At 57.9% G+C, this 24430-nt stretch carries 21 protein-coding genes; 7 read left to right on the top strand and 14 right to left on the bottom strand.

What is annotated here, in order from left to right:
* Positions 1–2: 2 nt before the first annotated feature.
* From LLF79_RS16415 to LLF79_RS16450, 8 genes are all read right to left on the bottom strand, one after another.
* Positions 3–1343, bottom strand: coding sequence for an aromatic acid/H+ symport family MFS transporter (locus LLF79_RS16415; RefSeq protein ID WP_039024592.1), 1341 nt, complete (start codon positions 1341–1343; stop codon positions 3–5).
* Positions 1344–1524: 181 nt separating this feature from the next.
* Positions 1525–2712 (bottom strand): quinone-dependent L-lactate dehydrogenase, encoded by a 1188-nt coding sequence (lldD, locus tag LLF79_RS16420; protein WP_008502721.1) that lies wholly within the window; start codon positions 2710–2712, stop codon positions 1525–1527.
* A complete protein-coding gene (gene lldR, locus LLF79_RS16425) occupies positions 2709–3482 on the bottom strand; it encodes a transcriptional regulator LldR (protein WP_032654503.1) in 774 nt (257 codons plus the stop codon). Before lldR ends, lldD begins: the two co-directional genes overlap by 4 nt.
* Complete coding sequence (gene lldP, locus LLF79_RS16430; RefSeq protein WP_045414869.1) at positions 3479–5134, bottom strand: L-lactate permease; 1656 nt, start codon at positions 5132–5134, stop codon at positions 3479–3481. The genes lldR and lldP overlap by 4 nt, the downstream gene beginning before the upstream one ends.
* A 271-nt stretch (positions 5135–5405) precedes the next feature.
* On the bottom strand, positions 5406–5768 hold the full coding sequence (locus tag LLF79_RS16435; protein WP_008502724.1) for a YibL family ribosome-associated protein: 363 nt from the start codon (positions 5766–5768) through the stop codon (positions 5406–5408).
* A 58-nt stretch (positions 5769–5826) separates the two neighbouring features.
* Positions 5827–6417 carry a mannitol operon repressor MtlR gene (gene mtlR, locus LLF79_RS16440; protein WP_008502725.1) on the bottom strand — a complete coding sequence of 197 codons (591 nt, stop codon included), beginning with the start codon at positions 6415–6417 and terminating at the stop codon, positions 5827–5829.
* On the bottom strand, positions 6414–7562 hold the full coding sequence (gene mtlD / locus LLF79_RS16445; RefSeq protein WP_045414873.1) for a mannitol-1-phosphate 5-dehydrogenase: 1149 nt from the start codon (positions 7560–7562) through the stop codon (positions 6414–6416). The genes mtlR and mtlD overlap by 4 nt, the downstream gene beginning before the upstream one ends.
* Before the next feature lie 100 nt (positions 7563–7662).
* A complete protein-coding gene (locus tag LLF79_RS16450) occupies positions 7663–9570 on the bottom strand; it encodes a PTS mannitol transporter subunit IICBA (protein ID WP_021242437.1) in 1908 nt (635 codons plus the stop codon).
* Positions 9571–10228: 658 nt separating this feature from the next.
* On the opposite strand from LLF79_RS16450, the gene LLF79_RS16455 reads away from it, so the two are divergent.
* The 6 genes from LLF79_RS16455 to aldB all read left to right on the top strand — a co-directional run bounded on the left by LLF79_RS16455 (position 10229) and on the right by aldB (position 17380).
* Positions 10229–10585 (top strand): DUF3302 domain-containing protein, encoded by a 357-nt coding sequence (locus LLF79_RS16455; protein ID WP_008502729.1) that lies wholly within the window; start codon positions 10229–10231, stop codon positions 10583–10585.
* 2 nt (positions 10586–10587) lie between these two features.
* On the top strand, positions 10588–11724 hold the full coding sequence (locus tag LLF79_RS16460; protein WP_023345215.1) for an HlyD family secretion protein: 1137 nt from the start codon (positions 10588–10590) through the stop codon (positions 11722–11724).
* Positions 11725–11813: 89 nt separating this feature from the next.
* On the top strand, positions 11814–12422 hold the full coding sequence (locus LLF79_RS16465) for a glutathione S-transferase (RefSeq protein WP_008502731.1): 609 nt from the start codon (positions 11814–11816) through the stop codon (positions 12420–12422).
* Positions 12423–12525: 103 nt separating this feature from the next.
* A complete protein-coding gene (selA, locus tag LLF79_RS16470) occupies positions 12526–13911 on the top strand; it encodes an L-seryl-tRNA(Sec) selenium transferase (protein WP_227879893.1) in 1386 nt (461 codons plus the stop codon).
* Positions 13908–15755: a selenocysteine-specific translation elongation factor gene (gene selB, locus LLF79_RS16475; RefSeq protein ID WP_206805023.1), complete on the top strand. Its 1848-nt coding sequence runs from the start codon at positions 13908–13910 to the stop codon at positions 15753–15755. Before selA ends, selB begins: the two co-directional genes overlap by 4 nt.
* 86 nt (positions 15756–15841) lie before the next feature.
* On the top strand, positions 15842–17380 hold the full coding sequence (gene aldB, locus LLF79_RS16480; RefSeq protein ID WP_227879895.1) for an aldehyde dehydrogenase AldB: 1539 nt from the start codon (positions 15842–15844) through the stop codon (positions 17378–17380).
* Here aldB and LLF79_RS16485 read toward each other — a convergent pair.
* Complete coding sequence (locus tag LLF79_RS16485; RefSeq protein WP_008502735.1) at positions 17377–18339, bottom strand: LysR family transcriptional regulator; 963 nt, start codon at positions 18337–18339, stop codon at positions 17377–17379. The two genes, aldB and LLF79_RS16485, sit on opposite strands and share 4 nt — an antisense overlap.
* A 120-nt stretch (positions 18340–18459) precedes the next feature.
* On the opposite strand from LLF79_RS16485, the gene LLF79_RS16490 reads away from it, so the two are divergent.
* Positions 18460–19200: a MipA/OmpV family protein gene (locus LLF79_RS16490; protein ID WP_021242443.1), complete on the top strand. Its 741-nt coding sequence runs from the start codon at positions 18460–18462 to the stop codon at positions 19198–19200.
* A gap of 87 nt (positions 19201–19287) precedes the next feature.
* On the opposite strand, the gene araD is transcribed toward LLF79_RS16490, so the two are convergent.
* From araD to LLF79_RS16515, 5 genes are all read right to left on the bottom strand, one after another.
* Complete coding sequence (gene araD / locus LLF79_RS16495; protein ID WP_023345219.1) at positions 19288–19983, bottom strand: L-ribulose-5-phosphate 4-epimerase; 696 nt, start codon at positions 19981–19983, stop codon at positions 19288–19290.
* Positions 19977–20837, bottom strand: a complete 861-nt coding sequence (locus tag LLF79_RS16500) for an L-ribulose-5-phosphate 3-epimerase (protein WP_021242445.1) — start codon at positions 20835–20837, stop codon at positions 19977–19979. The genes araD and LLF79_RS16500 overlap by 7 nt, the downstream gene beginning before the upstream one ends.
* 2 nt (positions 20838–20839) lie before the next feature.
* A complete protein-coding gene (gene ulaD / locus LLF79_RS16505; protein ID WP_032654530.1) occupies positions 20840–21493 on the bottom strand; it encodes a 3-keto-L-gulonate-6-phosphate decarboxylase UlaD in 654 nt (217 codons plus the stop codon).
* Positions 21490–22995 (bottom strand): FGGY-family carbohydrate kinase, encoded by a 1506-nt coding sequence (locus LLF79_RS16510; protein WP_095428922.1) that lies wholly within the window; start codon positions 22993–22995, stop codon positions 21490–21492. Before LLF79_RS16510 ends, ulaD begins: the two co-directional genes overlap by 4 nt.
* Positions 22996–23090: 95 nt before the next feature.
* Entirely contained in the window at positions 23091–24410 is a 1320-nt protein-coding gene (locus LLF79_RS16515; protein WP_021242448.1) for an MFS transporter, read from the bottom strand.
* Positions 24411–24430: the final 20 nt, after the last annotated feature.

The raw sequence follows: 24430 nt of genomic DNA on the forward strand, positions 1-24430 counted from the left end.
AACTACGCGACGCCGGGTTCCTGCGAGCGGCTGTACAGCATTTTGTAGACGGTTGCCGCCGCGGCCACCAGGGCGGGCACGCTGAGGATCATTAAAATACTGTCCGCCTGCCACTGCATGGAAAGAAGCTGGGCGCTGGTCATGGTTCCCGCCACGCCGCCAAAGCGGCCGATGCCCTGCATCCAGGCGATGCCCGTCGCGCGGCACTCGGTAGGGTAAAAGGTGGCGGCCAGGGTCTGCATGCCCGACTGCGCACCGTTCATCGCGATCCCCATCAGGAAGATCAGCCCGCCAAACAGGGCGATATGGTTATGCTCAATGCCCAGTACCAGAATAAGGCCCATCGTCAGGACGAAACCACACGCAACCACCCTGTGCGCTTCCCAGCGGTCCATCATCCAGCCCGCGAGCAGAATGCCTGCGGTACCGCCAAAGGTGAACAGCGAGGTGAGCCAGGCGGATTCCGCCAGGGCATAGCCCATCCCCTGCATCAGCGTCGGCATCCAGCTCAGCAGGACGTAGTAAATCACCAGCCCCATAAAATAGGTCACCCACAGCATCAGGGTGCCGGGCAGCCAGGGCATGGAAAACAGCTGCGACACGCTCCCTTTTTTAGACGCGACCTTCTCCTCCGCCAGGAAAAAGCCCGTGACGCCCTCCAGCGTGCTGCGCGAGAACCGGCTGGCGATACGGCGGACCTGCATGATGTCTTTCCCGCGCTGCACCAGAAACTTCACCGACTCCGGTAAAAGCAGCGCCAGCAGCAGCGTTAAAACCAGCGGCGCAATTGCGCCGGTCAGCAGCACGCTTCGCCAGCCGTGGTGGGGAATCAGCCAGGACGAGATCGCGCCGCCGCCCGCCGCACCCAGAGGGAAGCCGCAGTACATGGTATTGATCGCCATCGCGCGACAGCGCTGGGGGGCAAACTCGGAGATCAGCGTAATGGCGTTCGGCATGGCGGCACCGAGCCCCAGGCCGGTCAGGAAGCGCCACAGCGTCAGGGTATTCAGGCTTTGCGCCCAGGCCGTCCCCAGGCTCGCAAGGCCGAAGAACAGGCACGAAAAGACCAGCACGCGCTTGCGCCCCATCCGGTCCGATACCGGACCGGCAATCAGCGCGCCCAGCGACAGCCCCAGCAGCGCGGCGCTCAGCACCGGCCCCAGATCCTGCTTGTGGATCCCCCATTCTGCCGACAGCGTAGGCGCGATGTAGCCCATCGCCGCCGTATCAAAGCCATCGATCGCCAGAACCAGAAAGCCCAGCACAATGAGCAGCCAGTGAAACCCTGAAAAGCGGCTGTCGTCGATCACCTGCTGAATATCCACCTTACCTGAATAGGTCATACGCTCCCCTCTGATGTGATGTTGTTTTTGTGTTCTTGTCTTTGCTTGTCTATACAATTGCGGGCGACAGGTAGATGTCAAATTTTCTTATCCAATATGTTATCTGGATGTTATTTTTGGCATAAAAAAGCGCCCGAGGGGGAGATCGGACGCATGAGAAGAGATGTTAACGAGGGATAATTCAGGCCGCGTTTCCCTGAGCAAGCGGAGCCAGCGCTGCCGGTAATTTGCTTAACTCCTGAACCAGAGAATCCCTGCTGATTTCGCTAATCGTTTTTGCACCGGTCAGCGTCATAGCCACCTTCATCTCTTTTTCGATCAGGTTAAGCAGATTCGCCACGCCCGCCTGGCCCGCGGTCGCCAGGGCGTACAGATACGCGCGCCCCAGCAGCACGCTGTCGGCACCCAGCGCAATCATGCGCACCACGTCCAGCCCGTTGCGGATCCCGCTGTCGGCCAGGATGGCGATATCGCCTTTCACCGCATCGGCAATGGCCGGCAGGGCGCGGGCGGAGGAGAGCACCCCGTCGAGTTGGCGGCCGCCGTGGTTAGAAACCACAATCCCGTCTGCGCCAAAGCGGACCGCATCGCGGGCATCTTCCGGGTCGAGGATCCCCTTGATCACCATCGGGCCATCCCAGAATTCGCGGATCCACTCCAGGTCTTTCCAGGAGATGGACGGATCGAAGTTGTTCGCCAGCCAGCCGATGTAATCCTCCAGCCCGGTGGGTTTACCCAGATACGCCGAGATATTCCCCAGATCGTGTGGACGACCGTTCAGGCCGACGTCCCACGCCCACTGTGGATGCGTTACCGCCTGCCAGTAGCGGCGGAGCGCCGCATTTGGGCCGCTCATGCCGGAGTGCGCATCGCGGTAGCGCGCGCCGGGGGTCGGCATATCAACGGTAAAGACCAGCGTGGAGCAGCCCGCCGCTTTGGCGCGCTCCAGCGCGTTACGCATAAAGCCGCGATCGCGCAGGACGTACAGCTGGAACCACATCGGTCGCTTGATGGTCGGGGCGACCTCTTCGATCGGACAAACCGAGACGGTAGAGAGGGTAAACGGAATGCCTTTGGCATCCGCCGCGGCGGCGGCCTGCACTTCACCACGGCGGGCGTACATGCCGCATAAGCCGACAGGTGCGAGCGCGACCGGCATGGAGAGCGTTTCGTTGAACAGTTTCGTCTCAAGGCTGAGGTCAGACATATTCTTCAGCACGCGCTGGCGCAGCGCCACCTCCGACAAGTCTTCCACGTTGCGGCGCAGGGTGTATTCGGCATACGCCCCGCCGTCAATGTAGTGGAACAGGAACGGGGGCAAAATGCGCTGCGCCGCGGCGCGATAGTCACTGGCTGCTGAAATAATCATGCTTTGTTCTCCCTGGAAATATCACTGTCGCCAGGCAGACGGGTAATACGCGCCTGTCGGGCCTGGTCTTCATCGAATCGTTTAATCGTGGTGTGCACGAAACCGAGATGCGCCATCATCGCTTTGCGTGCGGCCTCGGCATCACCGGCCAGAATGGCGTTGAGCACCGCCTCGTGTTGTTCGGTCAGCTGGGCAAACACCGGCGGAACCAGATACATCCGCTGGCGGCTCTGCTTCACGGAGGATTGCAGCAGGTCGAAGAACCCGCGCATGGTCTGGAGCAGCACCACGTTGTGCGACGCCTCGGCAATCGCCAGGTGAAAGCGCACGTCCGCCTGGGAGGCGATATCCGGGTCGCTGCTTTGCGTGGCCTCAAAGCAGGCGATGAGTTTCTCTTTGTCGGCCTCGGTTGCCCGCATGGCCGCGTGCCAGGCGGTACTGGTTTCGATGGCGTGACGCGCTTCAAGGATGTCGAAGCTGTAGTCCGGGTCGTTCTCCATCAGCGTTTTCAGCGGCTGAACGATGTTTTGCTCGGACCAGTCGTCATGCTGCCAGCGTACAAAGGTGCCGCCGCCGCGACGGCTTACCAGCACCCCTTCGCTGACCAGCGTTGCCAGCGCCTCGCGCAGTGAATTGCGCGACACGCCAAGCTGGGCGGCGAGCTGGCGTTCGGCGGGCAACTTCATGCCCGCTTCCAGCTGTTGTTCTTCAATCAGCGCCCGCACGCGAGAGGCAATCTCGTCGGACAGGCGTCTGGGCATCACTATCATGGGATCATCCAGGTTAAGACATAGGCCTGCAGGGTGGTGATGACTCCGACCATACAGGTGAATATCAGGCTATGTTTCACGGTAAAGCGGAACAGATCCGACTCTTTACCGACCAGTCCCACCGCCGCACAGGCAATGGCAATGGACTGCGGGGAGATCATTTTCCCGGTCACGCCGCCCGTCGTGTTTGCGGCCACCAGCAGGACGTCCGACACGCCAATCTGCTGGGCCGCCGTGGCCTGCAGTGCGGCAAACAGGGCGTTAGACGAGGTATCGGAACCGGTCAGGAACACCCCCAGCCAGCCAAGGAACGGCGAGAAGAAGGTGAAGGCGTGGCTGGTATGGGCCAGCGCCAGTGCCAGCGTTGATGACAGGCCGGAGTAGTTCGAGATAAACGCGAACGCCAGCACCATGCCGATGGAGTAAATCGGCAGCATCAGCTCCTTAATCGTCGCCGCAAAGGTTTGCACCGCGGCCGCAGGTTTCATGCGCAGCCACACCACGGAAAGAATAGCGGCAAACAGGATGGCGGTCCCGGTGGCGGAGAACCAGTCGAATTTATAGACCGCGGCATACGGCGTGGCGGCGTGCACCACCGGCGGCATACGGGCGACCATCTTGTCGAGGAACGGGACAGAAACGTTAATGACCATGTCGTACAGCGCGCCGCCCGGGGCGAACAGGGCTTTAAACGGCGGGATGCTCCACAGCGTAACCGTGGCGGTCAGGAACAGGAACGGCGACCAGGCGCGGATCACCTGGCCTGCGGTGTAGCCGGTGCGGGCCAGCGTTTGATCGACCTGCGAAGCGCCCATGTCGGCGAAGCGGAAAATACGAACCGGCTGCCAGCGTTTCAGGAACAGCGTCAGGCAGACCAGCGACACCAGCGAAGAGATGATGTCCGGCAGCTCCGGGCCAAGGAAGTTCGAGCTGAGGTACTGGGCAATCGCGAACGAACCGCCTGCCACCATCACCGCAGGCCAGGTCTCCTTCACGCCGCGCCAGCCGTCCATAATCGCCATGATCCAGAAGAGGACGATAATGGTCAGGAAGGGCAGCTGGCGGCCAACCATCTGGCCGATCTCGAAACTGTCCAGCCCGGTGACCTGTCCGGCCACCAGAATCGGAATACCCATCGCGCCAAACGCCACCGGCGCGGTGTTCACAATCAGGCACAGGCCCGCGGCATACAGCGGGTTAAAGCCCAGACCGACCAGCAGCGCGGCGGTGATCGCCACCGGTGCGCCAAAGCCTGCCGCGCCTTCCAGAAACGCCCCGAAGGAGAAGCCGACAATCAGCATCTGCAGGCGCTGGTCCGGCGTGATGGAGAGAATCGACGAGCGGATGATGTCGAACTGCCCGGTTTTCACCGAGATTTTATAGACGAAGACCGCCGCGATGATGATCCACGCAATCGGCCACAGGCCGTAGAAGAAACCGTAGACGACGGAGGCCAACGCGCGATCGACCGGCATCTTGTAGAAGAACAGCGCCACCATCAGGGCGATGGCGACGGTGTACGTCGCGGCAAGGTAGCCCTTCAGCTTGAGCTTAATCAGCGCAAAGAAGAAGAACAGGATCGGCAGCGATGCGATCAGGCTCGATAGCCAGATATTTCCGGCCGGGTCGTAGTTTTGTTGCCAGAGGCTCATGCAGGTCTCCTGGGGACCAGACAGCCTGCGCTGCGGGTGAGTCTCCGCTCATCTCTGCGTCACAGTCTGTGTAAAAGTGGTCCTGCCAATGTTGTGTTGTAGGGTTAATGACAATGAATGGTTAACCAGATGTTATGAGCTAGCAATGGTTTTGTGAGCGGAAATAATGGAATTGTGAACCGGGGGAGGATTGATTGCACTATTGGTTGGACCAATTCACGCGAAGGGGAAAAGAGTAGGCCGGGTAAGCGCAGCGCCACCCGGCATGAAATCAGAACGCCGTCTTACAAAAACCCGTCATCTCTTTCAGGCCCATTTCGCGGCCAAGCTCGGTCATCGGGTGAACCACCACCAGACCACGGACGCTTTTCTTCAGCTTGCCCATGTCGGCCTGCTCTTTTTTGGTGATCGCACGGCGGTGCGGCATGTTCATCAGCTTCTGCGCTTCTTTGCTCAGCTTCTGGCCTTTGACCTCGCGCAGGCGCTCGATCTCCGCTTCCAGCTTCGCGGTCTCTTTCTCAAGCTCGGCGTACTTCTCGGCGGAGTCGACCAGCGACAGGCCCGCCATCTGATGGCGGATGAGATCCAGGCGGTCGCTCAGGCGTTTAATTTCGTTCTTTTCGACTTCTTTCATGACAAATAACTCTGAAAACGGGGAATTTACAGGGAAGGATACACCAATGTGAGCAGGCTTACTTCTGAAACGCTTTTTTTAAGCTGATTCGGGAAATCAGCTCAGTCAGGGAAAGGACCATCGTGGAACGGACAACCTGTTGATAACGCAGCTTTTGCATCGCGTAGAGTTCCGGGTCGCTGTTATCAAACTGCGGTGCCGGAGGGAGCGCGGTGACGCAGTGCAGCTCGCCGAACGGCCCCAGGATCTCATCGTCGGTAAAGGTGTATTCGTTACCGTCATGGTTGAGTTCTTCGCGCAGCGCCATTAGCAGCTCCGCATCTTCATACTCTTGTCGGTTCAGCACGCCAAGACCATAAATCAGCTTCAGACGCACGGATAAATCGCCCAGCGGTCCGTCTCCGTCCAGTAACGGTTCTACAGCATATTTTACCGCGTAGTCGTCTTTGCGAAACACCTGAAGCACCAGGATATTCACCGCCTCGGTTAACAGCTCGACGGCGGCAATCAGGAAACTTCGTACGGTTTTGCCAGCATTCAGACGCTCAAGCACACGATTTTCAAAGGCCTGGGTTTGTTCCATTATTGCCTGCATATCTGACAATCTGTAATCAGGGCGCAGGATTACCTGCGCCGCATTCTGCATCATTTGGTTGCGTTGTATGCGTTAACCGCCTCCACAACCACGTCGCTGTTGGCGTCCAGACCGGAAATCTGCGCCAGCGCAGCCTGCGCGCCCTGGGTATCAATCAGCTGAGCCAGTTCCTGTGCCTGTGGATCCTGCTCGCTGCGGTAGTGCATCGCGGCGGCAATCCCTTTCACCAGGTTGGCGTGCGGCAGACCGTATTCCAGCGTGCCCAGCAGCGGCTTAATCAGGCGGTCGCCCGCGCTCAGCTTACGCAGCGGCTGACGGCCCACGCGCTCAACGTCATCTTTCAGATACGGGTTTTCAAAGCGACCGAGGATTTTCTGGATGTATGCTGCGTGTTTCTCAGCATCAAAACCGTAGCGTTTGATCAGCACCGCGCCGCTCTCTTCCATTGCCCCTTTTACCACCGCGCGGATCTTCTCATCGAGGATCGCGTCACGAATGGTCTGATGACCGGCCAATTTTCCGAGGTACGCGGTTATAGCATGCCCGGTGTTCAGCGTGAAGAGTTTGCGTTCGACAAATGCCATCAGGTTATCGGTCAATTCCATTCCCGGAATGGTCGGCAGCGCGCCTTTAAACTGGGTTTTATCGACGATCCACTCGCTGAAGGTTTCAACGGTCACTTCCAGCGGATCGTTGGCCGCAGATTCTGACGGCGGGACGATACGGTCAACGGCGGAATCCACAAAACCGACGTGCGCTTCCACCCAGGCTTTATCTTCATCTGCCACAGCGTTGAGAACGTGGCCTTTCAGCTGCGTGGTGCCGCGCACCATGTTTTCACAGGCGATGATGTTCAGCGGGGTGTCGATACCCTGCGCTTTACGTTTTGCCAGGCCTTTCGCGACCGCAGGGGCGATGCGCTCAAGCACAACCGGGCCCACGGCGGTGGTGACCAGATCGACGCTGGCGATAAGGTCAATAACGTCGTCGCCGATGCTGCTGACCGCGTTGACGCCAGATACTGTCTCAACCTGCTCGTTTTCGCCCACCACATGGACCTGATAGCTATGACGGGCATTCAGGGCATCCAGGACGACCTGATTCACATCGGCGAATGTCAGGGTAATGCCCGCGTCTGCCAGCAGTTTACCGATAAAACCACGACCGATATTACCTGCGCCAAAATGTAATGCTTTCATAGTGTTAACCTTCATCAATGTTTTTACCCGAGAGGGCTGGGGTGAGGAACGTTTTCCCCTCACCCTAGCCCTCTCCCCGGGGGGAGAGGGAGGAGTACCGTTATTTGTTAAGCAGAGCCAGAACTTCTTCAACACTGGTGGTGTTCGCCAGACGCTCAATAACCGTTTCATCATCCAGCGCGTTGGTCAGGCTGGTAATCACCTGAATGTGCTCGTTGTTGCGAGCGGCGATACCAATGACCAGACGGGCGATGTCATCTTCTTCTTCACCGAAGCGCACGCCCTGCGGGTACTGACAGAATACGACGCCGGTTTTCAGGACGCGATCTTTCGCTTCAACCGTACCGTGCGGCACCGCGATGGATTCGCCCAGATAGGTTGGCGTCAGTTTTTCGCGTTCCAGCATCGCGTCGACATATTCAGGCTGAACGTAGCCGCCTTTCACCAGCTGCTCACCGGCAAAGCGAATCGCGTCTTCTTTGGTGGCCGCGGTACGACCGAGGAAGATGTTTTCCGCACCCAGCTTAAACAGGTGGGCGTTGCTCTCGTCAAAGCTGTCCTGCAGGCTGGAGCGCACTTTCACTTCGTTGTCTTCGTGACGCTGCGCGGCAACCAGACGTTCGGTCAGGCTGGTGTACAGGCCGCTGTCGAGGAAGTTGGTCAGCGAAATGTGCTGTGCCTGCGGCACCTGGCGCATGGCGCGTTCGGTCAGATCGCGGTGCGTGATCACCAGGTCAACATCCGGCGGCAGGCTGTTAATGGCGCTGTTGGTCACGGAGATGTTGGTCAGGCCCGCATCCTGCACTTTCTTACGCAGCACGCCTGCACCCATTGCGCTGGAACCCATACCGGCATCACAGGCAACGATGATTTTACGCACGTGGCTCAGGTCGTTAGAAACATCACCTGCTGCCAGTGGCGTTGCGCCTTTGGATTCGGCTTTCATGTCGTGCATACGACGGGTTGCGGCTTCGATGTCATCATCTTCTTTCACCTTGCTGGTTTTCAGCAGGATAGAAGAGACCACGAAGGAGACGGCCATTGCCGCAAAGATAGCTGCGAGGTTCGCGAAATAAGCGCCTTTTGGCGTCATCGCCAGTACCGCCAGGATAGAACCCGGAGAGGCCGGAGAAACCAGACCACCGCCCAGGACGCTCAGCGTGAACACGCCGGTCATACCGCCGAGGATAACGGCCAGGATCAGACGTGGGTTCATCAGCACGTATGGGAAGTAAATTTCGTGGATACCGCCCAGGAAGTGGATGATCGCTGCACCGCCAGCAGACTGTTTTGCGCTGCCACGGCCAAAGAAGATGTACGCCAGCAGTACGCCCATACCCGGACCCGGGTTGGCTTCAATCAGGAAGAAGATGGACTTGCCGAGATCGTGTGACTGCTGAATGCCCAGCGGCGAGAAGATACCGTGGTTGATGGCGTTGTTAAGGAACAGGATTTTCGCCGGTTCAACGAAGATCGACGCCAGCGGCAGCATCTCATGCGCCACCATGAAGTTTACGCCTGCCGCCAGAACTTTAGACAGCACTTCAACCGCAGGGCCAATGCCGAGGAACGCCAGAATGGCGAGGATCATCCCGATGATGCCCGCAGAGAAGTTGTTCACCAGCATTTCGAAGCCGGATTTGATCTTACCATCAACCCAGACGTCGAATTTCTTAATCGCCCAACCGCCCAGAGGACCGGCAATCATCGCACCGAGGAACATCGGCATATCCGCACCGACGATAACACCCATGGTTGTGATGGCACCCACGACGCCACCACGGTCACCGCCCACCAGACGACCCCCGGTGAAACCGATGAGCAGCGGCAGGAGATAGGTAATCATTGGGCCAACAAGTTTCGCCAGCGTTTCGTTAGGCAACCACCCTGTCGGAATGAACAATGCAGTGATGATACCCCACGCGATAAACGCGCCGATATTTGGCATCACCATGTTGCTGAGGAAACGACCAAAGCTTTGAACTTTGATCTTGAAATCGGATGACATAAAACACCCCTTCTTCTGTTTACGCTTAGGCTTATGGCCCGAGGTTTATTGTTAATGAGGCGGCAGAGGTAGCCGGGCCCTGTTCTGATGCTGTGAAATCTGGCACTGAATCGTTCAACTGTCCAGACAGGGAAAATTTATGTGATGCGTGTCACGTAAAGGCAGGGGGTAGGGATGTCAATGAAGTGATCTCAATCACAAAATAAGTGGGCAAAAAAAATACGATGGCGAGAAAAAAATCAAAATCCACCCCTTTGTGTGATTATCGTCACGTTTTGCCATGGCGTGTTTGTTTCTGGATTGTGACTGATTTCACAAAATATTTTTATGCAGATTTCTCCGGCTGTGATCGGCGGCAAACTCTGCTTCGCGTTTCAGCGCCAGGATGATATGGCACGACACGATAAGCTAAAAAACCACTTTTGATGTGTGGTATGGCGAAAAGTTAAAAGGTGGATTACGCTCATATTGTAAGGTTAAGTCTATTATTATTCAGGATATATTTTGACACGCTTATAAACTTGCATGGAGATATTATAAAAACTCATACTCCCCGGCTCGGAAATAGTAAGCACATCCCCGTGTTTATAAAAAAATTAATTAGGTTGCGTACCGTTTTATTAATTTAATGAGTTGACGTTGTTTAAGTGAGGAGAATATGTTTCTCAACTATTTTGCGCTGGGCGTATTGATTTTTGTATTTCTGGTTCTCTTTTACGGAATCATCGCCATCCATGATATTCCTTATAATATGGCCAAAAAGCGTAACCATCCGCATGCCGATGCCATTCATACGGCAGGCTGGATTAGCCTGTTTACACTCCATGCCATCTGGCCATTCCTGTGGATTTGGGCCACGCTGTACCGCGAAGATCGCGGCTGGGGCATGCAAAACCACATCACAAAGCCTGATGAAGTTCCGGGCATGGATGCGCTGGCCAAACGCGTGGCGGAACTCGAACAAAAGCTGGCTGCAGTACAGCCCACTGCTGATAAGAACACGCTGGAGCGCTAATCATGGATCTGTTGATTATTTTGACCTACGTGGCATTTGCCTGGGCCATTTTTAAAATATTTCGAATTCCGGTCAACCAGTGGACGCTTGCCACCGCAACATTAGGCGGCGTATTTATTGTTGCCGGTCTTATTCTGTTAATGAACTATAACCATCCGTATACCTTTACGGCGCAGAAAGCGGTTATTTCTATTCCAATCACGCCGCAGGTGACCGGTGTGGTCAGTGAAGTCACGGATAAAAATAACCAGCTTATTAAAAAAGGCGAAGTGTTATTTAAACTGGATCCTGGCCGCTACCAGGCGCGCGTCGACAGACTCCAGGCTGACCTGGTAACCGCGACGCACAATATCGATAACCTGAAAGCGCAGCTGTCGGAAGCGGTTGCCAATACCACACGCGTCTCCGCTGAGCGCGATCGCCTCTATAAAGATTATCAGCGCTACCTGAAAGGCAGCCAGGCGAAGGTGAATCCTTTCTCTGAAAGCGATATCGACAACGCGCGGCAAAACTATCTGGCACAGGATGCCATGGTGAAAGGCTCCGTGGCTGAGCAGGTGCAGATTCAAAGCCAGTTAGACAGCATGGTGAACGGCGAGCAGTCACAGATTGCTTCGTTACGTGCCCAGCTTGCCGAAGCCAAATATAACCTGGACCAGACCGTAGTGCGTGCGCCGAGCGATGGTTACATCACCCAGGTGCTGATCCGTCCGGGGACCTATGCCGCCGCGCTGCCTCTGCGTCCGGTGATGGTCTTCATTCCTGAACAGAAGCGTCAGATTGTGGCCCAGTTCCGCCAGAACTCGCTGCTGCGTCTGAAACCGGGCGATGAAGCGGAAGTGGTGTTTAACGCCCTGCCGGGCCAGGTATTCTCCGGGAAGCTCACCGCAATTCTGCCGGTGGTGCCGGGGGGAACCTATCAGGCGCAGGGTGCGCTCCAGTCTCTGACGGTGGTGCCGGGCACGGATGGCGTTCAGGCCATCATCGAGCTGAGCCCTGACGCTGAAGTCGATGCCCTGCCGGACGGTATCTATGCCCAGGTGGCGGTCTATTCGGACCACTTCGCTCACGTCTCGGTCATGCGTAAAGTACTGCTGCGTATGACCAGCTGGATGCACTACCTCTACCTCGATCACTAATCCTTCAGGGCAGGAATGCGACATGCAGACCTGCCCTTTTTTCATCGCTTGATCCATACTGACTTTTTTCCGGCATTAAGGATCAGGCAATGAAACTCATCGGCAGCTACACCAGTCCCTTCGTGCGAAAAATCTCGATTCTCCTGCTGGAGAAGGGGATTGAATTTGAATTCGTGAATGAACAGCCTTACAACGCAGAAAACGGCGTTGCGCAGTACAACCCGCTGGGAAAAGTCCCGGCGCTGGTCACGGACGAGGGCGAGTACTGGTTCGATTCCCCAATTATTGCCGAGTACATTGAGCTGCTGGGCGTTGCCCCGGCTATGCTGCCTGCTGACCCAAAAGCGGCGCTGGCGGTGAAGCAGGTCGAAGCCCTGGCCGACGGTATTATGGATGCGGCATTAACCTCCGTACGGGAACAGGCAAGGCCCGCTGCCCAGCAGTCGGAAACGGAACTGTTACGCCAGCGGGAAAAAATCAGCCGCAGCCTGGACAGGTGTGAACAGCTTATCCGGGAGGGAAAGATCGACACCGACAGCCTGAACCTGGGGACCATCGCCATCGCCTGCGCGATTGGTTATCTCAACTTCCGCCACGTCTCCCCGGGCTGGTGCGTCGACCGTCCGCTGCTGGTGAAGCTTGCAGACACGCTGTTTAGCCGCGAGAGCTTTGCCCGTACCGAACCACCAAAGGCTTGACGCGGGTTATAACACTTCGCCGTCGGAGGCGGTACAATCCCCCCACATGTTAACTCCCTCTCCCGTCGGGAGGGGGGAAGATATTTACTCGCCAGGCGCTTTCATGACTACTCATCATTCGCTGTACAGCCAGATCCCCGCTACCGACCGTCTTCTTCGCGAACCCCGCATTCATGCTGTTGTTGAGCGTTTCGGCCATACCGCGACGGTGGAAATGTTACGCCTGCTTCAGGACGAAGCCCGATGCGCGATTCAGGCAGAAAACGCCTTGCCCGCCTGGTGTAGCGCGTGGGAGCAGGAAGTTGAACAGCGGCTGGATGAGAAGGCGCAAAGCGCATTACGCCCGGTGATAAACCTGACCGGAACCGTGCTGCATACCAATCTGGGGCGCGCGCAGCAGGCGGAAGAGGCCGTTGCCGCAGTCGTGCAGGCCATGCAAGCGCCCGTAACGCTGGAGTACGATCTGGACGGCGCCGGACGCGGGCACCGCGACCGCGCGCTGGCGGAGCTGCTGTGCCAGCTGACCGGCGCGGAAGATGCCTGCATTGTGAATAATAACGCCGCAGCGGTGCTGCTGATGCTGGCGGCCACCGCCAGCGGCAAAGAGGTGGTGGTGTCCCGCGGCGAGCTGGTGGAGATTGGCGGGGCGTTTCGTATTCCGGACGTGATGCGCCAGGCAGGCTGCACGTTGCATGAAGTGGGCACGACAAACCGTACCCATGCGAAAGACTATCGCGCGGCGGTGAATGAAAATACCGCCCTGCTGATGAAGGTTCACACCAGCAATTACCATATTGAAGGCTTCACCAAAACGGTTGAAGAGGCGGAGCTGGCGGCGATTGGGCGCGAATTGAATATACCGGTGATTGCCGATCTCGGCAGCGGCTCGCTGGTGGATCTGAGCCTGTACGGGCTGCCAAAAGAGCCGATGCCGCAAGAGATGATTGCGGCGGGCGTTAGCCTGGTCAGCTTTTCCGGCGACAAACTGCTGGGCGGGCCGCAGGCCGGGATTATCGTCGGCAAGCGCGAGCTGATTGCGCAGCTGCAGCAGCATCCGCTCAAGCGCGCCCTGCGCGCCGATAAAATGACGCTTGCCGCGCTGGAGGCGACGCTGCGGCTCTATCTCCATCCGGAAAAACTGGCTGAGCGCCTGCCCACGCTGCGCCTGTTAAGCCGGGATGCCGCCTCGATTCGCGCCCAGGCCGAATTACTGCTGCCGCGCGTCGCTCCTCACTACCCCGATTTTGACGTTCGCATTGAGCCCTGCCAGTCGCAGATTGGCAGCGGTTCGCTGCCGGTGGACAGGCTGCCGAGTGAGGCGCTGACGTTCACGCCGCGTGACGGGCGCGGTAGCCATCTTGACGCCCTGTCGTCACGCTGGCGTGGCCTGCCGACGCCGGTTCTCGGGCGGATTTACGACGGCCGAATGTGGCTGGATCTGCGCTGCCTTGAAGATGAAGAGCGATTTCTGGAGATGTTGTTGAAATGATTATTGCCACCGCCGGTCACGTTGACCACGGAAAAACCACGTTACTGCAGGCGATTACCGGCGTAAACGCCGACCGCCTGCCGGAAGAGAAAAAGCGCGGCATGACCATCGATCTGGGCTATGCCTACTGGCCCCAGCCTGATGGCCGCGTGCTGGGCTTTATTGATGTGCCGGGGCATGAAAAGTTTCTGTCTAACATGCTGGCGGGCGTGGGCGGCATCGATCATGCCCTGCTGGTGGTGGCCTGCGATGACGGCGTGATGGCGCAAACCCGCGAGCACCTGGCGATCCTGCAGTTGACCGGCAACCCGCAGCTGACCGTGGCGCTGACCAAAGCCGATCGCGTGGATGACGCGCGCGTCAGCGAGGTGCGCGAAACGGTCCAGGCGACACTGCGGGAGTATGGCTTTGCCGACGCATCGCTTTTTGTCACCGTGGCGACAGAAGGGCGTGGTATCGACGAACTTCGCCACCATTTGCAGCACCTTTCATCACGCGCTCACGCCAGCCATCACCGCTTTCGTCTGGCGATCGACCGGGCCTTTACCGTAAAAGGTGCGGGGCTGGTCGTAACCGGCACCGCGCTGAGCGGTGAAGTCAGCGTGGGAGATACCCTCTGGCTGACGGGCGTGAATAAACCGATGCGCGTGCGCGGACTGCACGCACAAAACCAACCCGCTGACCGTGCCCACGCCGGACAACGTATCGCGCTGAACATTGCCGGGGATGCGGAAAAAGAGCAGCTGAACCGCGGAGACTGGCTGCTGGCCGATGCTCCACCGGAACCGTCTGAACGCGTGATTGTCTCCCTGCAGACACACATGCCGTTGACCCAATGGCAGCCGCTGCATATTCACCACGCGGCCAGCCATATCACCGGGCGCGTGTCGCTGCTGGAAAACGACCTTGCCGAGCTGGTATTCGATTCGCCGCTCTGGCTGGCAGACAACGATCGTCTGGTACTGCGTGACATTTCTGCAAGGGAAACGCTGGCGGGGGCGCGCGTGGTGGCGCTGAACCCACCCCGACGCGGCAAGCGTAAGCCGGAATATCTGCAGTGGCTGGCCGCGCTGGCGCAGGCCAGAGAGGATAACGCCGCGCTGCGGGTGCACCTCGATCGCGGGGCGGTGAGTCTGCGTGATTTTGCATGGGCACGCCAGCTGAGCGGGGAAGGCTTACGCCAGCTGACCCAGGAGCCGGGCTTTATACAGGCCGGAGACAGCCTGCTCAATGCCCCGGTTGCTGCGCAATGGCAGCGTAAGATACTGAACACGCTTGCGACTTACCACGAACAGCATCAGGACGAGCCAGGCCCGGGCCGTGAGCGTCTGCGACGCATGGCGCTGCCGATGGAAGACGATGCGCTGGTGCTGCTGCTGATCGAAAACATGCGCGAAAGCGGGGTGATTAAAAGCCACCACGGCTGGCTGCACCTGCCGGATCACAAGGCCGGGTTCACCGCAGATCAGGAGGCGATATGGCAAAAAGTAGCCCCGCTGTTTGGCGATGAGCCGTGGTGGGTTCGGGATCTGGCCCGCGAAACGAATACCGAAGAGCAGCTGATGCGGCAGGTGTTGCGCCATGCGGCGCAGCAGGGGCTGATAGTCGCGATCGTGAAAGATCGTTACTACCGTAACGATCGCATTGTGGCGTTTGCCAACCTGATCCGCGAGCTGGATCAGGCGCGCGGCTCGACCTGCGCAGCGGATTTCCGCGATCGGCTGAACGTGGGCCGTAAGCTGGCGATCCAGATCCTGGAGTATTTCAACCGCATCGGCTTTACCCGCCGTCGCGGTAACGATCATCTGTTGCGCGATTCGTTATTATTTCCTGAAACTCCGTGACCTCCGTCGTAAACACCGTTACCGGTTGGCGAGAAAATCGCCACCCGGAACTACCCTTGTTGTACACCAACAGCAAGGAGACGGACATGACAAACAATCCTCCCTCATCGCGTATCCAGCCCGGCGAGTATGGTTTTCCCCTCAAGCTGAAGCCCCGTTATGACAACTTTATTGGCGGCGACTGGGTCGCGCCCGTCGACGGCGAATACTATTCCAACCTGACCCCGGTTACCGGCCAGCCGCTGTGCGAGATTGCCAGCTCCGGTAAGCGTGATATCGACCTGGCGCTGGATGCGGCGCACATAGCGAAAGAGAAATGGGCTCACACCTCCGTGCAGGACCGGGCGGCGATCCTGTTCAAAATCGCCGACCGGATGGAGCAAAATCTGGAGCTGCTGGCGACGGCGGAAACCTGGGATAACGGCAAGCCGATCCGGGAAACGATGGCGGCTGACGTGCCGCTGGCTATCGACCACTTCCGCTATTTTGCCTCCTGTATTCGCGCGCAGGAGGGCGGGATCAGCGAAGTTGACAACGACACCGTGGCGTATCACTTCCACGAACCGCTGGGGGTAGTAGGCCAAATTATTCCGTGGAACTTCCCGCTGCTGATGGCGAGCTGGAAAATGGCGCCCGCGCTCGCGGCCGGAAACTGTATTGTGCTCAAACCGGCGCGTCTGACCCCGCTCTCGGTCCTGCTGCTGATGGAAATCGTTGGCGATCTGCTGCCGCCGGGCGTGATTAACGTGGTCAACGGTGCGGGCGGTGAGATAGGGGAATATCTGGCCACCTCAAAACGGATTGCCAAAGTGGCGTTTACCGGGTCGACGGAGGTGGGCCAGCAGATCATGCAGTACGCCACGCAAAACATCATTCCGGTGACCCTCGAGCTGGGCGGGAAATCCCCGAACATCTTCTTCGAGGACGTGATGGAGGAAGAGGATGCCTTCTTCGATAAAGCCCTGGAAGGGTTTGCGCTGTTTGCGTTTAACCAGGGCGAAGTCTGCACCTGCCCAAGCCGCGCGCTGGTGCAGGAATCCATCTACGAGCGCTTTATGGAGCGGGCCATTCGCCGCGTCGAGTCTATCCGCAGCGGTAACCCGCTCGATAATGTCACCCAGATGGGGGCACAGGTCTCGCATGGACAGCTGGAAACGATCCTCAACTACATCGACATCGGCAAGAAGGAGGGGGCGGATATTCTCACCGGCGGACGCCGTAAGGTGCTCGGAGGGGATCTGCAGGACGGGTATTACCTTGAGCCGACGATCCTGTTCGGGCAGAACACCATGCGCGTTTTCCAGGAGGAAATCTTCGGACCGGTGCTGGCCGTGACCACCTTTAAAACGATGGAGGAGGCGCTGGCGATTGCCAACGACACGCCGTATGGCCTGGGGGCAGGCGTCTGGAGCCGCAACGGTAATCTGGCCTATAAAATGGGCCGCGGCATTCAGGCCGGGCGCGTCTGGACCAACTGCTATCACGCCTATCCGGCACACGCGGCATTTGGCGGTTATAAGCAGTCGGGCATCGGGCGTGAAACCCACAAGATGATGCTGGAGCATTACCAACAGACCAAATGTCTGCTGGTCAGCTATTCCGATAAGCCACTGGGGCTGTTCTAGTCGCCCAGCTCAGGCCGTCCGTGGGCGGCCTGAGCAATTTGCTGGCGCAGGCAGTTCAGTACGCCATCCAGAACGTATTGCACGCGCCAGGGCTGGTATTCGCGTTTGCGGAAGATGGCCGTCAGGTCGAGCCACCACTCTTCCTGATGCGGGAAGCAGGGGACGAGCATGCCTTTCGTTAATTCTTTTTTCAGGCTCTCTTTTGGCGCAAAAACAATCCCAAGATTATTTCTTGCCAGCTCCAGGGCCGTCTGCGTATTGTCGCAAATATAATTACCGGTCACCCGGTAGTCATGCACGTCATCGCTGCCGTGCACGCGGAAACGCCAGATGTTGGCTTCATCGACCAGCATGGAGTCAATGAGAATACAGGAGTGATTAATTAAATCTTCAGGTCCGGTTAAGGGATGTTTATTTAAATATTCTACGGTTGCGAAGGCCGTAACGGAATATTGTGTCAAAACGCTGGCCACCAGGCTTTCGTCTTTCGGCTGAGCATAGGTAATTAAAATGTCGCAGTCATCTGGAAAGGTAACGCCTTCTGAAAATTCATTCCGGTCCAGATTGTAGGTTTTCAGGGAGATGCGGATGTCGCCGATGTCTTCTATCTGATGGATCACGTGTCGCGCGAGGTAGGTCACGATACCTGTTGGGGCATAGATCGTCACTTTTCCGCGCTTTTCATGCTTATAATCAGCAATGAAATTAACAAGCTGGCTGTTCTTATCCAGCGTGGCATTCACGTAGGGGAGTAACGCTTCACCAAACTGGGTCAGGGCCAGCTGCCGCGTGGTGCGCTCAAAAACCTTGAGCCCAACCCGCGTTTCAAAATCAGACAGATATTTACTGACGTTGGCCTGCGCCATACCCAGCAGGGCGGCGGCATCACCAATGCTGTGGGTGGCTGCAATGACGGAGATAATTTTTAATTCGCGTGGTTTTAGCTGTAATGTACTCATTATGCACACCCATCTATATGATTTTATATATAATATTATATAAACCGCAGCGTTGCATTGGCAATTTTGTAACCATTATTATGCGCCTCGCTTGTTTGGCATATATATGGATTACATGGAATGACTATTAAATACAATTTACTGATCGCTGCCACGTTATTTGCATCAACGTCTGCCATGGCCGGTGAATTTTCACTTGGTGCGGGGGCTGTATTTAATGAGTCTCCTTACAAAGGCTATAACGAAAATACGACCGCAGTACCGCTGATTAGCTACGAAGGCGATCGTTTCTACGTTCGTCAGACCACGGGCGGATGGATCCTGTGGAAAGATGCAAAAAATGAATTGAGCCTGACCGCAACGTGGATGCCGCTGCATTTCGACCCTGACGATAACGACGATCATCAGATGAAGCAGCTGGATGAGCGTAAAGCATCCGCCTTCCTCGGTGGGGCGTACTACCGCCACGAAAGCTGGGGGTCGCTGAAAGTGGCGGTCTCTGGTGATGCCACGGATGAAAGCGGCGGCGTGATCGGCGAAGTATCGTACTTCCGTCCGATCAAAATGGAGCGCCTGACCCTGACGCCTTCCGTAGGTGTGTTCTACAGCGACGAAAGCTATAACGACTACTACTACGGCGTATCCGGTAGCGAGTCTCGCCGCTCCGGACTGGATCAATACACCGCCGGCGACAGCTGGACGCCATACGTTGGTCTGGCGGCTAAATATCAGTTAACCCAGAAGCTGTATCTTAACGCCAGCGCGGTCTACACCGTGTTGCCTGACGACGTGAAGAATAGCCCGATGATCGACCGCGACGACAGCTTCGCGCTGATGACCGGCCTGACCTGGCGTTTCTGATGCGGTAAAGCCGGGTGGCGGCGTTGCCTTACCCGGCCTACGATCTTGCCTGCAGTGCTGTTCCTTAAAGCCCATCTCAATGCTCGATCACTGCCCGTAGTAGGCATTCGCCCCGTGCTTACGCAGATAATGCTTGTCGAGCAGCTCCTGCTGCATAACCGGTAGCTGCGGTGCGAGCTGGCGTGAGAACAGGCCCATGTACGCGCACTCTTCCAGCACAACGGCATTGTGGACCGCATCGGCCGCGTCTTTACCCCAGGCGAACGGGCCGTGGGAGTGGACCAGCACCGCCGGGATCTGCATCGGGCTGAGATCGCGCTCCTCGAAAGTTTTGATGATCACTTCACCCGTCTGGTATTCGTATTCCCCTGCAATCTCTGCCGTGGTCATCAGGCGCGTGCAGGGGATGGTTCCGTAGAAATAGTCCGCGTGCGTGGTACCCCAGGCCGGTAAATCCAGCCCCGCCTGGGACCAGATAGTGGCGTGTCGCGAATGGGTATGCACGATGCCGCCAATCTCCGGGTAACGACGATACAGCGCAAGATGGGTAGGCGTGTCTGAAGAGGGTTTTTTATTACCCTCGACGACCTGACCCGTGGCGATATCCACCACCACCATATCCTCCGCCGTCATCACGTCGTATTCCACACCGGACGGTTTAATGATCATCATGCCGCTTTCGCGGTCAACCGCGCTGACGTTGCCCCAGGTAAAGGTCACCAGCTGGTGGGCGGGCAACGCCAGGTTTGCTGCCAGTACCTCGGCTTTAAGTTCGTCTAGCATGTCATGCCTCCTTCCTGCATACGGGCTTCAATCCAGCGGCGCGCCTGGATAATCTCCAGCACCGGCTCTTTTGCTTTTTCGGTCCACATTTCAATCAGAAATGCGCCGCGATAGTTCAGTTGATGCAGCGTGTTAAACACGCCAACGAAATCGACGCAGCCCTCGCCAAACGGCACGTCGCGGAACTGTCCTGGGCTTTGTGCGGTGACGGGTTGGGTATCTTTCAGGTGAATAGCCGCAATGCGGTCAATGCCCAGCGTCAGCTCGGCGGTGACGTCGTTACCCCACGCGCTCAGGTTGCCAACGTCCGGATAAACGCTGAACCACGGTGAGGCGAGCATGTCGTCCCACTTTTTCCATTTGCTGATGGAGTTCATAAACGCGGTGTCCATGATTTCCACCGCCAGCATCACCTGTGCGGCGGCGGCCTGATCCACGGCCCACGCCAGCCCGTCGGCAAAGCGCTGTTGCGTCCCCTCGTCATGCGCTTCGTAATAGACGTCATACCCGGCAAGCTGGATGGTGCGAATGCCTAAATCACGCGCCAGCCTGATGGCTTTGCTCATGATCTCACGGGCGCGTTCGCGCACGGTTTCATCGCGGCTGCCAAACGGGAAGCGACGGTGTGCAGACAAGCACATAGAGGGGATCGCCACGCCGGTTTCCAGCATCGCTTCCACCAGAGAGGCGCGCTGCGTGGTGCTCCAGTCGAGGCGTGATAATCGCTCATCGGTTTCATCGACAGACATCTCGACAAAATCGAACCCGCAGCTTTTCGCCAGTACCAGCCGCTCGGGCCAGGAGAGATCTTTTGGCAGCGCTTTTTCGTAAATACCTAACGGATGCTGACGCATGGTTACGCTCCCCAGATGTCGCGAATGTGCGAATGGAATGCCTGTGCCACCTGCGGCGGATTGGCGGCGCCTGCCAGCGCGCGTCCGGCAATAAAGGCTTTGACGTTGATTTGCTTAAACAGCGGCAGGTCGGCGGGGGTGATACCGCCGGTAATAGAAAGCTGCAAACCGATATCGGAGAGCGCTTTCATTTTTGCGAGATCCTCCTCACCCCACTGCTGGCCGCTCGCCTGTGCGTCACGTCCGCGGTGATAAATGGCCTGCTTCACGCCGATGCGATGCCATGCGCGAGCATCGTCCAGCGTCCAGTGACCAAAGAGCTCCATCTGGATTTCTCCCCCGCGGCGCAGGGCCACCTCGTGGCCGCGTTCAACGGTGGCCAGCGGGGCGGCGCAGATGATGGTCATCCAGTTTGCACCCGCGCCAAATGCCTGCTCTGCCAGGGTTTCTCCGGCATCGGCCACTTTCCAGTCCGCAACGATGATTTTATCCGGGCACTGCTCGCGCAGGGCGCGCACGGCGTTTAGCCCTTCGGTCAGGCACAAAATGGTGCCCGCTTCGACGATATCAACGTGATCGGCAAGCAACGCGACATCACGCTGCGCGGCCTGAAGAGAGGTATGGTCGAGCGCCAGCTGCAGTAATGGTCGGCTCATAGGTTGTTCTCCTTAACTCGGGCGTGATAACCCTGTAGTGCTGAAATCAGTAACTGGTAGCGGTGATATTTGCGCTGGTAGGCCGCATGGGCGCGCATGTCAGGCTCAATGACACGAATGTCGTGTCGGAGGGCGCATTGCGCCGCATGGAAATCGGGATACACGCCGGTGCCGACCAGGGCGGCCAGCGCCGCGCCGGAACAGCCGGTCTCTTCCAATTGCGGCAGTTCAATCGCCAGCCCGCTGACGTCCGCGAGCATTTGCATCCATACCTCCGAATGGGTTGGGCCACCCGTCACGCGCAGGGCATGCACGTGGGTAAAGCGCTCGAGCATGCGGTTGAGGTGGGTCATGTGGCAGAACACCACGCCCTCATAAACCGCCTGCAGCAGGTGCGCGCGTGTGTGTAGCGCCTGCATTCCGTAGAAACCGCTGGTCATCTCCAGCCCGGCGTTGCTGCCATAGAGGAACGGCAGGAAATACACATCGCTTTCGGCTTTCGGCAGGCTGGCGACGGCGTGGTTGATCTCGCTGAACGACATGTCGCCCCACTGCGCGGTGAGCCACTCAAGGTTGCCGGACGAGGTCGGGCTGGCTTCGTGAACGATGTACTGCTGCGGATGCACGTAGCGGCCATAAACGTAGGGGAAGGGTTCGTTGCTGCGAAGCGCACTGGCGATCCCGCTGGTGACGGCCCAGGTGCCCATCACGGCGTTCAGCGTGTGCTCGTCCTGCAGTCCGGCGCAGAGCGCGGTGGAAACCACATCAAACAGTCCCCCCACGACGGGCGTGCCCGCCGCGAGACCGGTCAGGGCGGCTGCCTGAGCGGTGATTTCCCCGCAGATTTCTGCTGAACCGACAATCGGCGGTAGGGCGCCGTCAATCTCGCTGATCCCGAGCCAGCGCGTAAGCTGCGGGTCATACTGCCCGGTATTCATGTTGTAGAGATTGGACTCGGAGATGTTGCTCTCTTCACCGCCCTTCACGCCGGTCAGGCACCAGCGCAGATAGTCGTGCGCCATCATCACGCAGCCAATTTGCTGATACCGCTGCGGCTCGTTCTCTTTGACCCAGCGCAGAAGCGAGGCCGGATGCCCGGTCCACAGCGTCTGGCGCGTATGCGGGTAGAGTTTTTCGGGAATGCCGTCCTGCTGCCAGCGCTGCACAATCTCCAGTGCCCGGCGATCGGAGGAGAGGATGGCGTTGCCCAACGGTTGGTCTTGTTTATCGAGCAGAAACAGCCCCTTACCCTGCGCAGAAATGCCGACCCCATTGATCTGGTTGCCGTTTACGCCTGCATTCTTGAGCAACGCGGCGATGGTGGCGTGGCAGTGCTGCCAGAGCTGATGCATATCCCGTTCGGCGTAGCCCGCTCGCGGGCTGAGCGTGGCAACGGAGCGGCGTTCGATACAAACTTCTTTGCCCTGGCGGGTGTATAAACCGGCTTTTAGATAAGTACCGCCACAATCGATACCCAGCCAGAAGGGCTCTTTTTCACTCATCTTCATCTCGCTTAATTGCCGGGTGGCGCTTCGCTTACCCGGCTTACAGTTCGGTTTTCTCCCTCTCCCCGTGGGAGAGGGCTGTGGTGAGGGCATCAGGCCGCACGCTTATGGGGATTTACCGTGGGATTGGGCTCTGCCCCGGCATCGCATTTCGCCGGCAACAGCAGGGCCAGCAGCGACGCCAGCGCGAGTGAAACGGCCAGGCAGTAGACGCCAGCATCTTTGCTGTAAAGGGTGATCAGCACGCCAACGGCATACGGGCCGCAGAAGCCACCGAGGTTACCCAGGGCGTTGATCACGCCGCGCGCGCCACCTGCCATTTCGGCGCTAAACAGTCTTGCCGGTATCGTCCAGAACACCCCCGCGGCGGATTGCAGGAAGAAACCACAGCCCACCAGTGCGGCATAGGCCAGCCAGATGTTTGCTTTCAGGGCAACGGAGAGGAACATGCAGAGCGCGAAGCCAATCAACGGCAGGGAGACAAACAGCTTGCGCTTGCCGGTGCGGTCAGAAAGCGAGGAGAACAGGAACATGCCCGCAATGGCGCCGATGTAGGGCAGGATGGCGAGCATCCCCACCTGACCAATGCTGGTGTGCGTCAGCTCCTTCAGAATGGTCGGCAGCCAGAGGGTGTAACCGTAAATCCCGGTCTGATAGAAGAAATTCAGGGCGATCAGCTGCCACATGGTTTTGTCAGACAGCACCGCGCTGAGCGAGGCATTTTTCACCTCTTTTCCGGCGATGGCCTGCTGTTCAGCCGCCAGCGTTTGTACCAGATAGTTTTTCTCGGCCGCTGAGATCCAGCGGGCTTCCTGCGGACGGTCGTACACGGTGAACGCCCACAGCACCAGCACAACGACGGACATCAGACCTTCAATGATGAACAGCCAGCGCCAGTCAAGTGCGGTAATAATCCATCCCGACAGCGGGGCGGTAATTATCCCGGCGATGGGTACGAACATGATCACAATTGCGTTGGCGCGACCGCGTTCGGCATCCGGGAACCAGTTGCTGATCATGGTGAGCACAACGGGTAGCATCCCGCCTTCCGCCACGCCGAGTAAGAAGCGCAGCACCAGCAGCTGGTACTGATTCGTCACGAGACCCGTGAGCACCGAGATCACCGCCCAGGCGACCAGTGACCAGCCGATAAATTTCTTGCCGCTACCGTGTACCGCAATCTTGCCGCCGGGTACCTGCAGGAACAGATAGCCGATAAAAAATATGCCGCCCGCGAGGCCTGCCATGGTGGCGGTAATACCTAATTCTTCGTCCATCCCTCCCGGCATTGCAAACGCGATATTCACGCGGTCCATATATGAAATAATACAGGCGATAAGAATAGGAGGAATGATTCTTAGCCAGCGCTGGCGCGGAATGTCCGCATGTAGAGCATGAGTAGAAATATTCATAGTTAATCTCTCAGTAGGTA

Origin of the sequence: Enterobacter cloacae complex sp. 2021EL-01169, from assembly GCF_020733125.1 — a bacterium.
GTDB classification, from domain to species: Bacteria; Pseudomonadota; Gammaproteobacteria; order Enterobacterales; family Enterobacteriaceae; genus Enterobacter; species Enterobacter roggenkampii.

What these genes read in the sequence shown, in the direction of transcription:
- LLF79_RS16415 (WP_039024592.1), bottom strand. Translation starts at nt 1,343, where the DNA reads ATGACCTATTCAGGTAAGGTGGATATTCAGCAGGTGATCGACGACAGC.
- lldD (WP_008502721.1), bottom strand. Translation starts at nt 2,712, where the DNA reads ATGATTATTTCAGCAGCCAGTGACTATCGCGCCGCGGCGCAGCGCATT.
- lldR (WP_032654503.1), bottom strand. Translation starts at nt 3,482, where the DNA reads ATGATAGTGATGCCCAGACGCCTGTCCGACGAGATTGCCTCTCGCGTG.
- lldP (WP_045414869.1), bottom strand. Translation starts at nt 5,134, where the DNA reads ATGAGCCTCTGGCAACAAAACTACGACCCGGCCGGAAATATCTGGCTA.
- LLF79_RS16435 (WP_008502724.1), bottom strand. Translation starts at nt 5,768, where the DNA reads ATGAAAGAAGTCGAAAAGAACGAAATTAAACGCCTGAGCGACCGCCTG.
- mtlR (WP_008502725.1), bottom strand. Translation starts at nt 6,417, where the DNA reads ATGATGCAGAATGCGGCGCAGGTAATCCTGCGCCCTGATTACAGATTG.
- mtlD (WP_045414873.1), bottom strand. Translation starts at nt 7,562, where the DNA reads ATGAAAGCATTACATTTTGGCGCAGGTAATATCGGTCGTGGTTTTATC.
- LLF79_RS16450 (WP_021242437.1), bottom strand. Translation starts at nt 9,570, where the DNA reads ATGTCATCCGATTTCAAGATCAAAGTTCAAAGCTTTGGTCGTTTCCTC.
- LLF79_RS16455 (WP_008502729.1), top strand. Translation starts at nt 10,229, where the DNA reads ATGTTTCTCAACTATTTTGCGCTGGGCGTATTGATTTTTGTATTTCTG.
- LLF79_RS16460 (WP_023345215.1), top strand. Translation starts at nt 10,588, where the DNA reads ATGGATCTGTTGATTATTTTGACCTACGTGGCATTTGCCTGGGCCATT.
- LLF79_RS16465 (WP_008502731.1), top strand. Translation starts at nt 11,814, where the DNA reads ATGAAACTCATCGGCAGCTACACCAGTCCCTTCGTGCGAAAAATCTCG.
- selA (WP_227879893.1), top strand. Translation starts at nt 12,526, where the DNA reads ATGACTACTCATCATTCGCTGTACAGCCAGATCCCCGCTACCGACCGT.
- selB (WP_206805023.1), top strand. Translation starts at nt 13,908, where the DNA reads ATGATTATTGCCACCGCCGGTCACGTTGACCACGGAAAAACCACGTTA.
- aldB (WP_227879895.1), top strand. Translation starts at nt 15,842, where the DNA reads ATGACAAACAATCCTCCCTCATCGCGTATCCAGCCCGGCGAGTATGGT.
- LLF79_RS16485 (WP_008502735.1), bottom strand. Translation starts at nt 18,339, where the DNA reads ATGAGTACATTACAGCTAAAACCACGCGAATTAAAAATTATCTCCGTC.
- LLF79_RS16490 (WP_021242443.1), top strand. Translation starts at nt 18,460, where the DNA reads ATGACTATTAAATACAATTTACTGATCGCTGCCACGTTATTTGCATCA.
- araD (WP_023345219.1), bottom strand. Translation starts at nt 19,983, where the DNA reads ATGCTAGACGAACTTAAAGCCGAGGTACTGGCAGCAAACCTGGCGTTG.
- LLF79_RS16500 (WP_021242445.1), bottom strand. Translation starts at nt 20,837, where the DNA reads ATGCGTCAGCATCCGTTAGGTATTTACGAAAAAGCGCTGCCAAAAGAT.
- ulaD (WP_032654530.1), bottom strand. Translation starts at nt 21,493, where the DNA reads ATGAGCCGACCATTACTGCAGCTGGCGCTCGACCATACCTCTCTTCAG.
- LLF79_RS16510 (WP_095428922.1), bottom strand. Translation starts at nt 22,995, where the DNA reads ATGAGTGAAAAAGAGCCCTTCTGGCTGGGTATCGATTGTGGCGGTACT.
- LLF79_RS16515 (WP_021242448.1), bottom strand. Translation starts at nt 24,410, where the DNA reads ATGAATATTTCTACTCATGCTCTACATGCGGACATTCCGCGCCAGCGC.